The 13054-nt window shown below is 69.4% G+C and carries 9 protein-coding genes; 8 read left to right on the top strand and 1 reads right to left on the bottom strand.

Translation table 11 applies throughout. The features are described 5' to 3' along the window. Positions 1–52 precede the first annotated feature (52 nt). From ACLJO0_RS00325 to ACLJO0_RS00290, 8 genes are all read left to right on the top strand, one after another. Positions 53–1564: a cytochrome ubiquinol oxidase subunit I gene (locus tag ACLJO0_RS00325; RefSeq protein WP_410576079.1), complete on the top strand. Its 1512-nt coding sequence runs from the start codon at positions 53–55 to the stop codon at positions 1562–1564. 372 nt (positions 1565–1936) lie between these two features. Continuing rightward, on the top strand, positions 1937–2944 hold the full coding sequence (gene cydB / locus ACLJO0_RS00320) for a cytochrome d ubiquinol oxidase subunit II (RefSeq protein ID WP_410576078.1): 1008 nt from the start codon (positions 1937–1939) through the stop codon (positions 2942–2944). Next, complete coding sequence (gene cydC / locus ACLJO0_RS00315) at positions 2941–6192, top strand: thiol reductant ABC exporter subunit CydC (RefSeq protein WP_410576077.1); 3252 nt, start codon at positions 2941–2943, stop codon at positions 6190–6192. Before cydB ends, cydC begins: the two co-directional genes overlap by 4 nt. A 14-nt stretch (positions 6193–6206) precedes the next feature. Continuing rightward, entirely contained in the window at positions 6207–7352 is a 1146-nt protein-coding gene (locus ACLJO0_RS00310) for a GAF domain-containing sensor histidine kinase (RefSeq protein WP_410576076.1), read from the top strand. A gap of 133 nt (positions 7353–7485) precedes the next feature. After that, positions 7486–8094: an excalibur calcium-binding domain-containing protein gene (locus ACLJO0_RS00305; RefSeq protein ID WP_410576075.1), complete on the top strand. Its 609-nt coding sequence runs from the start codon at positions 7486–7488 to the stop codon at positions 8092–8094. After that, positions 8091–8711 (top strand): class F sortase, encoded by a 621-nt coding sequence (locus ACLJO0_RS00300; RefSeq protein ID WP_410576074.1) that lies wholly within the window; start codon positions 8091–8093, stop codon positions 8709–8711. Before ACLJO0_RS00305 ends, ACLJO0_RS00300 begins: the two co-directional genes overlap by 4 nt. Positions 8712–8720: 9 nt before the next feature. Then, the gene (locus tag ACLJO0_RS00295) at positions 8721–9347 is read left to right on the top strand and encodes a histidine phosphatase family protein (RefSeq protein ID WP_410576073.1); all 627 of its coding nucleotides are present in this window, start codon (positions 8721–8723) and stop codon (positions 9345–9347) included. Positions 9348–9380: 33 nt separating this feature from the next. Then, complete coding sequence (locus ACLJO0_RS00290) at positions 9381–11522, top strand: hypothetical protein (RefSeq protein ID WP_410576072.1); 2142 nt, start codon at positions 9381–9383, stop codon at positions 11520–11522. Here ACLJO0_RS00290 and ACLJO0_RS00285 read toward each other — a convergent pair. Then, a complete protein-coding gene (locus ACLJO0_RS00285) occupies positions 11509–13041 on the bottom strand; it encodes a hypothetical protein (RefSeq protein ID WP_410576071.1) in 1533 nt (510 codons plus the stop codon). The genes ACLJO0_RS00290 and ACLJO0_RS00285 overlap by 14 nt on opposite strands. Positions 13042–13054: the final 13 nt, after the last annotated feature.

Below are 13054 nucleotides of genomic sequence, written 5' to 3'. Positions count from 1 at the left end.
AACGGGACCACTTGAACTGGCGGGCGCACCCCGGGGTGAGCAGGCTTGAGGCGTGGAGGTTCTCGATCTCGCTAGGTGGCAGTTCGGCATAACCACCGTCTATCACTTCCTGATGGTCCCGCTGACCATCGGGCTTTCCGTCCTGGTCGCCGGGATGCAGACGGCGTGGGTACGGACAGGTGACCGGCGCTATCTGAAGATGACCAAGTTCTGGGGGAAACTCCTGCTGGTCAACTTCGCGATGGGCGTGGTCACCGGCATCGTGCAGGAGTTCCAGTTCGGGATGAACTGGAGCGCGTACTCGCGGTTCGTCGGCGACGTCTTCGGTGCGCCGCTGGCGATGGAAGGGCTCGTCGCGTTCTTCGTCGAGTCGACCTTCCTGGGGCTGTGGATCTTCGGCTGGGACAAGCTGCCGAAGAAGGTCCACCTGGCGTGCGCGTGGGCGTACTCGCTGGCGACCGTGGCTTCCGCGTACTTCATCCTGGCGGCGAACTCGTGGATGCAGCATCCGGTCGGGGTCGAGTTCGTCGACGGGAAGCCGACGATGAACTCGATCTGGGCGGTGCTGACCAACAACACCGCGCTGGCCGCGATCCCGCACACGCTGGCGGGCGCCTTCTCGGTGGCGGCGGCGTTCCTGGTCGGCGTGGCGGGCTGGCAGCTGTGGCGCAAGCGTTCGGAGGACGACGAGCACCGCTCCGTGTGGCGTTCGTCGTTGCGTCTCGGCGGCTGGACCGGCGTGGTGGCGTTCGCGGTGCTCGCGATCACCGGTGACATGCAGGGCAAGCTGATGTTCGAGCAGCAGCCGATGAAGATGGCTTCGGCGGAAGCGTTGTGTCACACGGAGAAACCGGCGAGCTTCTCGATCATCGCGATCGGGGACGTCCGGAACGCGAACTGTGAGGACGTCAAGACGTTCAACGTGCCCGCCCTGCTCTCGTTCTTGGCGCACAACGACTTCTCGACCGAGGTCAAGGGCGTGGAGAACCTGATCACCGAATACCAGGCGAAATACGGTACGAACTACCCGGACGACCCGCAGCTCGGTTCGCTCGCGGGCAAGCCGATCGACTACGTGCCCAACCTGCCGGTGACCTACTGGGGCTTCCGCGCGATGATCGGGTTCGGTGCGATGTCGGCCGGGATCGGGCTGCTCGCGCTGTGGCTGACCCGGCGCGGGCGGATCCCCGGGCAGCGATGGTTCCCGTGGCTCGTGCTCGGCGGCATCGCGACCCCGTTCATCGGCAACAGCGCCGGCTGGATCTTCACCGAGATGGGCCGTCAGCCGTTCGTGGTGGTGCCGAATCCGACCGGTGTCGACGGCGTGTGGATGTTCACCGCGCAAGCGGTCTCGAAGTTGTCCACAGGCGAGGTGTGGACGTCGCTGATCGCTCTGACGACCGTCTACGCGGCGCTCGGCGTCGTCGAAGTGTTCCTGATGCGCAAGTACGTCCGCGGCGGCGTCGACGCCGTCATGCCACCCGAGAAACCGGCCTCGACCAGCAAGAACGGCGACCCCGAAGGCGGTGACAGCGATGACGACGCGCTGGCCTTCGCCTACTGATCTCCTCTTGAGCTCACCTACCCAGCCCCCCGCCCTTCCCGGGGGACGGCCCCGCACCCAGCGTATCGGGGGTATCGCTCGGGTGGGTTACCCACAGCCGATCTGTGGACAACTCGACCGGTTGTGGATAACTCAGGGCGACTGGGGTGCGTGGGGGGTCTCGCGCGGAACGGGGAGGGTCGCGAAAGCCACTTTCGCGACGCTGAGCGTCCCGAAAGTGGCTTTCGCGACGCGCCGCACGCCGCCGGCGGGACACGCGGCCGGGCAGCGGGCCGAAGGGGCCCTTCGCCGCATCGCACGCACCGAAGGCTCCCTTCGCCGCGTCGCACGCGGCGAAAGTCCCCTTCAGTCCCCAGCAGCAGGGAGCACCCGATGACCCTCGAAACGATCTGGTTCTGCGTCATCGCCCTGTTCTGGCTCGGCTACCTCTTCCTCGAAGGCTTCGACTTCGGCGTCGGCATGCTCATGCCGGTCCTCGCGAAGGACAACACCGAGCGCCGCGTCATGGTCAACACGATCGGCCCGGTCTGGGACGGCAACGAGGTCTGGCTGATCGTCGCCGGCGGCGCGATGTTCGCCGCGTTCCCCGGCTGGTACGCGTCGCTGTTCTCGGCCGCGTATCTCCCGCTCCTGGTGGTCCTGCTCGCCCTCATCGGCCGCGGCGTCGCGTTCGAATACCGCGGCAAGGTCGACTCCGATCGCTGGCGCCGCAACTGGGACCGCGTCATCGGGATCGGCTCGTGGATCCCGCCGTTCGGCGTCGGCCTGCTGCTAGCGACCACCGTCCTCGGCCTCCCGCTCGACGCCGACGGTGACCGGGTCGGGGGCGCGTTCGCCGCCGTCCGCGTCGAAACCCTGCTCGGCGCGCTCGCGGTCGTCGGGTTCTCGCTGGTCCACGGTGCCGCGTTCCTCGCGCTCAAGACCGAAGGCGACCTCCGTCACCGGGCGCGGAACCTGGCCACCCGCCTGCTCCCGATCGCGTTGCTGCCGTTGCTCGCGTTTCTCATCGTCGTCCAGCTGCGCACGGGTGACCTGTGGACGCTGCTCCTCATCGGCATCGCCGTCGTCGCCGCGGTCGTCGCGTGGTTCCGGATCCGCGCGGGCCGCGAAGGGCAGGCGTTCGCCGCGCTCGGCGGGGTCATCGCTGCTTCGGCCGTCGCGATCTTCGTGGCGCTGTACCCGAGCGTCCTTCCGTCCACTGTGGACCCAGCGAACACGTTGACGATCGCGGGCGAGGCGTCGAGCCCGTACACGTTGACCGTGATGACCTGGGTCGCGCTGTTCGGCGCGCCCGCCGTCCTGATCTACCAGGGCTGGACGTACTGGGTGTTCCGCAAGCGCATCGGCACCCGGCACATCCCACCGGTGCACGCACCATGACCGAACTTCCCGGCCGCGACACCCTTTCCGCCACGGAGTCCACAATGGACCCAGCGCGACCGGGGAAGGGTCCGCTCGGCGCGCTGGCTCCACTTTCGAGTGCGGCGCGCCGGGCGTTGATCCTCAGTGGAATCCTCTCCTTCGTCAACGCGATCTTGCTGGTGGGCCAGGCTTTCCTGCTGGCCGACGTCCTCTCCGCGGTCGTCCGCGGAACACCGGGGGACCGCACCGCCGGACTGGCCGTGCTGCTCGCGCTCGTCGCCGGGCGCGCGTTGACCGGCTGGGCGGTGCGGATCGTTTCCGTTCGCGCGGCCGCCCGCGCGAAGGAGGAATTGCGCGCGAAGGCGCTCGATCACGCCTTGAAGCTCGGCCCGGAGTGGATCGCGCGCCGCGGTCACGGCGAGCTGACGTCGTTGACCACCAAGGGACTCGACGCGCTCGACGCCTACTTCACCCAGTACCTCCCGGCACTGGTCACCGCCGCGATCGTGCCGCTCGCCGCCGGTGCCGCGATCCTGTTCGCCGACTGGCCGTCGGCCTTGCTCGTCGTGATCACGGTGCCGCTGGTTCCGCTGTTCGCGATCCTGATCGGCAAGCACACCGCCGAGCGGGTCGCCGAAGCCGCGGACGCCGAACAACGGCTGTCGGGGCATCTGCTGGAACTCGTCCGCGCGCTGCCGATCCTCAGCGCGTTCCGCCGCGCCGAAGCGCAGGCCGAGACGGTGCGGAAGATCTCCGAACGGCATCGCCGCACGACGCTCAAAACGTTGAAGGTCGCGTTCGCGTCGGCGTTCGCGCTGGAACTGATCGCGACGCTTTCGGTCGCGCTGGTCGCGGTCGTCATCGGCGTCCGGCTGGTCTCCGGCGAACTGCCGCTTGCCATCGGGCTCGGCGTGCTGATCCTCGTGCCGGAGTGCTACCAGCCGCTGCGCGCGGTCGGTGCCGCGTTCCACGCCAGTGAAGACGGCGTCGAGGCCGTGCGACGGGTCGCGGACGTGCTCGCGGAACCCTTGCCGCCCAACGGTTCCGCGACACCGGCCAAGGGTGAGGTCCACGTTGGTGGGCTACGCGTCGCGAGGCGCGGCGGATTCGCGCCCGACGGCGAAACGTTCAGCGTCCGGCCCGGTGAGATCACCTGGCTGCGCGCGCCGAGCGGCGGCGGCAAATCGACGACGCTCGCCACGCTGCTCGGCTTCGTGCAGGCCCAGGACGGGACGATCACCGTCGGCGGTACCGACCTCGCCGACGCCGATCTGGAGAAGTGGCGCGAGAACGTCGCATGGGTGCCTCAGTCGCCGGTGTTCGGCGGGGGCACGGTTCGTGAGGAGGTCGGCGCCGACGACATCCTCGGCGAACTCGGGCTGACCGGACTGGCCGGAAGACCGGTTTCGAAGCTGTCGCAGGGACAACGGCAGCGCGTCGCGGTGGCGCGGGCCTTGGTGCGGATCCGGTCGGGCGCATGGCTGCTCCTGCTCGACGAACCCACCGCCCACCTCGACGAGGTCAACGCCGGGCTGGTCATGACCGCGGTCCGCGAAGCCGTCGACGACGGTGCAGCCGCGATCATCGCCGCACATGAACGCACGTCCGGTGTCGACATGTCGACCGGCGTGCAGGCGGAAGCCGGAGTCGCGGAAGAGGCGCGGGCGACCAAGCCGCTGCCCTGGCGCGACCTGCTGCACCCCAGGTTTTTCGGCGGGGCGCTGCTCGGTGCCGCAGCCTTGCTCGCCGGGGTCGCGCTGACCGCGCTTTCGGGCTGGCTGATCGCCAAGGCGTCGCAGCAGCCGCCGATCCTGACCCTGACGGTGATGATCGTCGGCGTGCGGACGTTCGGCCTCGGCCGCGCGGGGCTGCGCTACCTCGAACGGCTGGTCACGCACGACGCCGCGTTCCGGATCGCCGGCAGCCTGCGTGTCCGGCTGTGGGAGTCGCTGGTGCGGCTCGGGCCGGCACGCGCGCTTCGGGCCGGTGAGGAGCAGCGGCGGCTGGTCGGCGACACCGACACCGTGCGCGACCTGCTCCCGCGCGTGATCACGCCGCTGGTCGTGGTCGCGCTGGTGGCCGTGGGCGCTGTCGCGGTCCAGGCCGCCGTGCTCCCCGAAGCCGGACTCGCGCTGGCCGCGGCCGTGCTGGTCAGCGCGCTCGCGCCGCTGCTCGCGCTCCGGGTGGAACGCCGCGCGACCAGTGCGCTGGCCGCCGGACGGCGTTCGGTGTCGGCGCAGGTGCTGAGCCTGTTCGAAGCCGCCGCCGAGCTGATCGCGTACGGGGCCGACAAAGAGCGACGTCGCCGAATCGCCACCACCGACGCGGCACTGACCGCCGAAGCGCGGCGACAGGCTTTCGGTGCCGGCGCGGCCGACGCCCTGATCATCCTGGCGACGGGGGCCGCCACCGTCGTGAGCACCGGGTTCGCCGTGAGCGCCGTCGCCGCCGGCGCGCTGAACCCGGTTCTCGCGCCGGTGGTCGCCCTGGTGCCGCTCGCGCTGGCGGAGGTCCTCTCCCTTCTTCCGCCAGCCGCGCAGCACTGGGACACCCTTCGCCAGGCCCGTCTGCGCCTCGCCGCGTGCAATGAACGGTCCGTTCCTTGCAAGATTCGCAATGAACGGACCGTTCCTGGCACCGGCGGGGTACGGATCCGGAACGCCGACCTCGGCTGGCCCGGCACCGAGCGCCCGGTCCTCACCGGAGTCGACCTCGACATCGCGCCCGGGACGCACGTCGCCGTCATCGGCCCGAGCGGCGCCGGGAAGTCGACGCTCATCGCGGCCCTGCTCGGTTTTCTCAAGCCGAGCAAAGGCGAGGTGGCCACTCCCGAGAACGTCGCCTGGGCGCCGCAGGAACCGATGCTCGTCTCGACCACGGTCGCCGAGAACCTGCGGCTCGCCAAACCGACGGCGTCCGAGGCGGATCTCCGGAAAGCCTTGTACCAGGCCGTTCTCGAGGACGTCGAGCTCACCACGATGCTCGACAGCGCGGGCGCCGGACTGTCGGGCGGGCAGGCGCAGCGGGTCGCGCTGGCGCGTGCCGTCCTCGGTGCCGCGCGGGCCGATCTCGTCCTGCTCGACGAGCCGACCGCCCATCTCGACGAACCGACCGCGCGCACGGTCCGCGAACGGCTCGGCGAGGCGCTCGCCGGGAAGACCGTCGTCCACGTCACGCACAACGCCGCCGAAGCCGGCGACGCGGACGTGATCCTGGAGGTGCGGGAGGGCCGGGTCACAGCGCGAACAAGAGCCGGAGCGGTCTAATGTCGATAGCGCTCATGGATCCCACGCTTGCCGCGCGCGCACTGTCCGCCGCCACCGAGATCACCGGCACCGCCCTGTCCGGCGAAGACCCGGGCGACGTGCTGGAGACCGTGGTCGCCCGCGCCGTCGAACTGGCCGAGGCCGACCTCGGTCTCGTCATGGTGCGCGCGGACGACGGCCAGGTGGTCGCCGAGGCCGCGCACGGGGACACCACTCAAGGTCTCCGAGGGCTGGCCTTCTCCGCCGATTCCGCCGCGGGCCAGGTCGCCCGCGGCGGGAAGCCGGTGGTCAGCGAGGACTTCACCGTCGATCCCCGCACGGCGCCGTTCGTGCCGCCGGAGCTCCAGGGCTTCGGGCCTTTCGCGGCGTCGGCGTTCGGCGCGGGCGGGCGCGTCCTCGGCGCGCTCACCGTGTACCGCCGTCACGGCGGGGAGCCGTTCTCCGCCAGCACGGTCGAGGTCCTGACGGCCTTCGCGGCCCAGGCAGGCGTGGTGCTCGCGCTGGCCGAAGGCGCCAACGCCCGGCACCGCGTGACCCTGTACCAAGAGCGCGAACGCATCGCGCGCGAGCTGCACGACGTCATCGTGCAGCGGCTCTACGGTGCCGGGATGCAGCTCGACCGCGTCCGCAAGAACATGCGGAAGCGGTTCGCGCAGGCCGACGGCGCGCGGCTGTCCGAGGCGATCGACCAGCTCGACCAGACCATCGAAGAGATCCGCGGCACCGTGCGCGCCCTGCGCAGCCCGGAACCCGCGAACGAGACGGTCATCGCCACCGACCTCGCCGAATCCGCGCGGGGCGAGGTGCGCATCGCGGGCGAGCTGCTCGGCTACCCGCCGACCCTCGAACTTTCGGGAGAACTCGCCGACATCCCGGCCGAACAGGCGGACCACATCCGCGCCGCCCTGCGCGAAGCACTGTCCAATGTGGTCAGACACTCCGGGGCGAGCGAAACCCGCGTGACACTGAGCCGTGACGCGGAAGGCGTCAAACTTCGCGTGCGGGACAACGGATCCGGTGTCCCGCAGGGGGTCGCCAAACGCGGTCTCCGTCATCTCGCCGAACGCGCGACGACGTCCGGCGGGCGCTTTTCGATCAATTCTTCGCCGAGCCTGGGGACTTTGGTCGCTTTCGACGTTCCGCTCGACCAAACCGTGTGAAATTAACGGTCTTTGTCGCTCGTTAGAGTGACTGTCAGCGTTTTCGGATTAATCCGTAACGGCTGGGGCCGGTGCGCGATTCTAAGTGCATCGAACGCGCTCGCAGCGCGGATTCCCAGCGAAAGGACTCCCCATGTCCTCGGTTCGTCGCGCCTTCGGCACGGCCGTCATCCTCACCGGATTCTCCTTGTTCGGCCCCGCTTCCGTGGCGTTCGCGCTGGCGGAAGCACCCGCTGTCGCCGATCTGAACTGCGGTGACTTCCAGTATCAGGAAGACGCTCAGGCCGAACTCGAGAAAGATCGGACCGATCCGCACGGGCTTGATCGAAATAAAGATGGTGTCGCCTGCGAAGACCTGCCCAAACGGGGAACGGCGCCGACCAAAACGATCACTCCCACCGTTCCGCCGATCGTCACGGAAACCAAACCGGCGCAATCCGCCGACAAGGATTGCGCCGATTTCCCCTCGCAGGCCGCCGCACAGGCCGAGCTCAAGAAGAACCCGCGAGACCCGCACAAGCTCGACGGTGACCGCGACGGGTACGCCTGCGAATCCCGGTTCGGCGAACCCGCGAAATCCGGCCAGGTGAAGGTCAAACCCGTCGGCGGGGTCGCGACCGGCGGCGGAGATGGCAACGGTGGTCCCCTGGAGGTCGGCGTGGTCGCGATGGCAGGCGCGGCGCTGTTGACCGTGACGGCCGCGGGCGCGTCCCTGGTGCTCAGGCGGCGTGCCGAACGATGACACTGGCTTCCTGGCGTCGTTGGCCTTTTCCGCTGGTCATCGGCACGCTCCTCGGGGTGGTGCTCGCGGCCGCGTTGACCGCGTGCGCCGTCCCGCCACCGGGCAAGGTCGCGTCGCCGGCGTCGCCCTCTTCGGTGTCTTCGGTCGCGGAAGTGCCGCCGCTCGCGCCCGCGAAACCGGCGAGGCTCGAGATCCCGGCGATCGGGGTCCGCACCGGCGAGATCGTCGACCTCGGCCTGGCCGGTGACGGCACCCTGCAGGTGCCGCAGGACGCGATCACCACCGGCTGGTTCACCGGCGGCCCGGCACCCGGCGAGACCGGGCCCGCCATCCTCGCCGGGCACGTCGACTACAAGAAGGTCCCCGGTGTCTTCGTCCGGCTCAAGGAACTGAAGACCGGCGACGAAGCCCTCGTCCACCGCGTGGACGGGAGCACCGCGGTGTTCACCGTGTACGCGGTCGAACGGCACTCGAAGGCGTCCTTCCCCACGGAGAAGGTCTACGGCGACACGACCGGGCCCGAACTGCGCCTGATCACCTGCGGCGGCGATTTCGACTCCTCGACCGGCAACTACCTCGACAACGTCATCGCCTACGCGAAACTCACCCGCGCTTAGATTCGAGGCATGCGCACCGTCTACGTCGTCACGCATCCGGAGGCCACCCATCACGTCGATCGCCTCGTGGGCGGATGGTTCGACTCCGAACTCACACCCGCGGGTGAACGCGCGGCCGCCGCCGTCGCCGAGTCGCTGCGCGCGAGGGTGCCGGAAGAGGTGGAGCTCTACTCCTCGGACCTGCGCCGCACCGCCCGGACGGCGGAAGTGATCGGCGAACGGCTCGGCGTGACACCGATCCTGGACCGGCGGCTGCGCGAGAAATCGTACGGAGAAGCCGGTGGCCGTCCGCAGGAGTGGCTGGACAGCCGGTTCGTCCCGCCTCCCGCCGTCGGCGACCGGCTCGGGCATGACGAAGGAATCCCCGGCGCCGAAACGAAACGCGCGATGGCCGCGAGGGTGTACGCGGCCATGGAGTCGATCCTGGAGAGCCGCTGCGAGCACCAGATCGTCGTCACCCACGGCGGCGCGCTCACCTTCGTGATCGCCGCGTGGATCCGGATGCCGCTCGAATCGGCCGGGTACGTCGACTTCCGCGGTTCACCCGGCAGCGTCACGGTGCTGCGTGAGGACGACTACTTCCACAACCGGCAGGTCGTGACGCTCGCCGGGACGGCCCGGCCCTCCGGTTGGTAGCCTCGGCACCAGCCGTGACGAGGGGAACACGTCGTGTGGGAAGTCATTGCGGGTGAGGTGGCGAAGACCTTGGCGGCCGGCGCGGCCGGGGGCCTGAAGGATCTGGTCACGAAGCGGCTCGCCCGGCGCCGTGCGGCCCATGACGTCGAGTCGCTGCTCGCGGATACCGACCGCGCGGAGATCGCGGTCCGGGAACTACTCGAATCCGACCCCGCCTTCGCGGAGCGGCTTCAGGAGATTCTCGCCCAAGGCGCGGTCGGCGAGCGTGACGTGCCAGGGGCACCTGCGCATTTCGTCGACAGGGACGTCGAACGGCGGAGTGCCGCGGCGTCGGGCGTCCGACTGATCACCGGGCCGCGGGGAGCGGGGAAAAGCGCGCTGGTCTGCAAGCTCGCGGAAGATCTCCGCGACCGCTATCCGGACGGTCAGCTGTATGTCGATCTGGGGGATTACCGCGACGGCAGCGTGGTACGCCGGTCCGATGTCGCGGCCCGGATCCTGCGCGGCCTCGGGGTCGAGGCGAATCTGGTGTCCACCGGCACGGCCGATCTGTGGGCGCAGTATCGCTCGGTGACCGCGAGGCGGCGGTTTCTCTTGGCACTCGACAACGCCGAGGTGGCCGCGGACCTCCGTGATCTGGTGCCCCCTTCGCCGTCGAGCCTGGTGCTGGTGACCGCGATCCGCCCTGGCGACGATCTGCTGGCCGAGTACCCGGCCCCGCCGATCGAGATCGGCGGCCTCGAACGCGACTTCTCCCTCGAACTTCTCGGCAGGTTCTCCGATCCGGCCGCGATCGAAGCCGAACGTGCCGCCGCCGTCGAACTGGCGGGTCTGTGCGATCACATGCCGTTCGCCTTGGTGCTGGCGGGAATCCGCGTCGGCAAGCGGTTGCGGCGCGGGCCGGGCGCGGTCGCGTCGGTGCTGGCCGGTTTCCGGGAAACCGGGGCACTGGGCGGGATCGACGTCATCGCGATGGCGTTCGAGCAGTCGTTCGCCGAACTGTCGCCCGACGCGGCCGAACTTTGCTCGCTGCTGGCGTCCCACCCCGGCCCCGGCTTCACGACGGCTTCGGCGACGGCCGTTTTCGGGAAACCGGCAAGCGACGCGCTGGACGAACTTGCGGACGCGGGATTCCTCGCTCCCACGGGGACACCCCGGCAGCAACTGTTCAACCTGATCCGCGAAGGGGCGCTACGCCGCGGCACAAAGGACGTCGCGGTCACCAGGGCTCTGGAGTTCTACCGGGACCAGGCCGTCGCCGCGGATCACCGCACCAGTCCGGACCGGTTGCGCTGCTACGCGCCGATTTCCGTGCCTGCCCCGGATTTCGAAGGCAAGCACCCGCTCGACTGGGTCGATGACGCCCGGGAGACCTACGGTGCGCTGGCGCAGCAGGCGTTCGAACGGAAACGGGATGTCGAACTCGGGCAGATCTGCGGCGCGCTCGAAGTGCTCATGCTCAATCGCGGGCACCATCGGCTCTTCGCCCACATCAACCACTGGGGCCTGCTCGCGGCGAAACGGCTCGGCGATCCGGCTCTCACCACGAGAATCCTCAGTCAGCAAGGCCGGACTTTCTTCCTGCTGCACGAATTCGACCGCGCCCAGCCACTGCTGGAAGACGCTCTCGAAACGGTCCGGACGCTGGACAACCCGGCACTGGAATCGTCCGTGCAGGAGTTCTGCGGCCGGTTCCACGAGGAGAAAGGGCTCCTCCCGGCCGCCGCGGACTTCCTCTGGCGAGCCGTGACGCTGGACCGGGCGATGGCCGACGCAGGACGCCGGTCGCTCGGTATCCACAGTCGCATGCTGGCGAACGTACTGCTGAAAGCCGGTGCGTACGACCAGGTCTGGGCGTTGCTCGCCGAATCCGCGCAAGCGTTCCCCCACACGGATTCGCGGAACCTCGGCCGGGTGTCCATGGTGCGCGCCAAGTACCTCCGGACAGTCGGCCGCCACGACGACGCCGAACGCGAACTGCTCGAGGCGTGGCGGCTGGTGTCCGGTGCGACGCAGTACACGGCCGAGTTCGAGGAGGAGTTCGGCAGGCTCTGCGCGGCCCGCGGTGACCACGCCCGGGCGCATACGCATTTCCAGCGCGCCTGGCAGACGTACTTCGACGCGGGACATCCACGGGAGGCGGAGTTCCGCGCGGTGCTGGCTAACGCCGGGTGACGGTGACCGGCTGCCCGTTGATCTCGTGAGTCCCCGCGCGATCCGTGAGCACGGCGAGTTTCGTGTAGAGATGACTCGCCAGGAGTGTCGGATCGATTTCCGCGGACAGCAGGAAGTCCCCGTCACCCCGGACGTGGGCGAGACAGCCGCCGGAGGTGGGAGCGGCGACAAGGCGAGCGAGCGGCCAGTGTGCGAGAAGCTCGTCGAAGCGGGCCGGATGCTCCGCGAACACGATGTCCGCGCCGTCCAGCTCGCGAAGGGTCGCTTGATCCGCGTGCGCGAGAACATGCCGGTGGCTCAGGCCTTCCGGTCGTGTCGACGCGGGGAAGCGGACGAGTTTCCCGGATTCGTCGATTCCGGCGGCGAGCGCGGTCACGGGATGGCTCACCGGAGACGGATCCGGCACCGGCGGGAAGTCGGGAGGAGGCTCGGGCCGCTTCAGGTCCAAGAGGTCGTAGAGCACATCGCCCAGCCGCGGGCCGCTCGTGGTGTCCTCGACGGCCTGGTCGATGATCGACCGGTAGCGGCCCGGCATGTGGCCCTCGATGGCCGCGTCGATCTGGGCGCGCAGTCCGTTGTCCGTCAGTTCGGCCACGGTCCGGGTCAGGACGGCCAGTGGTGAGTCGTCCACCGTGGTGGTGGCGCCGGACGAGGTGAGGAGCACCGGTTTGTCGGCCGCGGCGGCGTACAGCGCGGCGGACCCCTGGTCGGAGAGCACACAATCCGCGGCCAGCAGGGCCGCCTGCCAGCCGTGATCCGGGGGAATGAGCGTGACCCCGCCGCTGAGTTCGGGGTGCAGCCAGGACTCCAGCTGCCAAGGACTGTGCGCCGCCCACACGCCGGGATGCAGGGTGAGGACGATCTGGTAGTCGTCCAGCGGCAACTCGTTGAGCAGTTCGCGAAGCAGCCGCGGATGCCGCGCGTACAGCGAATTCGTGCCCCAGGTCGACGCGATCGCGACGAGTTTCCGGTCCCCGGTGCCGAGCGCGGCGCGGTAGGCGGCCACCCGGTGCCTGCTCGCCATCATCCGGTCGTGACAGGGGTCGCCGACGACGACCGCCCTGTCCAGCGCCTCGGGGCAAGCCGACCTCAGTTGCTCCCGTTGCACCGAGTGCGAGAGCGCGATCGCCGCCGGAACCACCCGGTCGTGGATCACGAGCCTGCTCGGGTCCATCCCCGACGTGACCCGTCCTCCCGGGTAGTACTTCTGGTAGCCGATGCCGTGCGGCACCAGCAGAACAGGCCCGTTCAATTCGTGCAGGGCGTCGTTCTCACTCGCCGCGAGGATGAGGTCGAAGGTGTTCTTCGCGGCCTGTTCCCAGGGGATGACGGCGACACGCAGATCACGCAGCGCGTCGCCCACACCGGCCGAGAGGATCGCCGGCCGGGCCTCGTCGAAGGTGAAGGTCGTCTGGATACGGAGGTCGGGACGCGTCAGCGTCAAGATGTCCTGGAGCCGGTTCAGCGTCGTCAACGTCCGGACGACCACGAGAAGCTGTCGTTCCGGTGTGTTGGTCAACCAGGAGCGGAAC

Source organism: Amycolatopsis sp. lyj-108, from assembly GCF_046549005.1.
Classification (GTDB): domain Bacteria; phylum Actinomycetota; class Actinomycetes; order Mycobacteriales; family Pseudonocardiaceae; genus Amycolatopsis.
The sequence above is the reverse complement of the archived record's forward strand: the minus strand, read 5'-3'. Positions and strand labels throughout refer to the sequence as shown.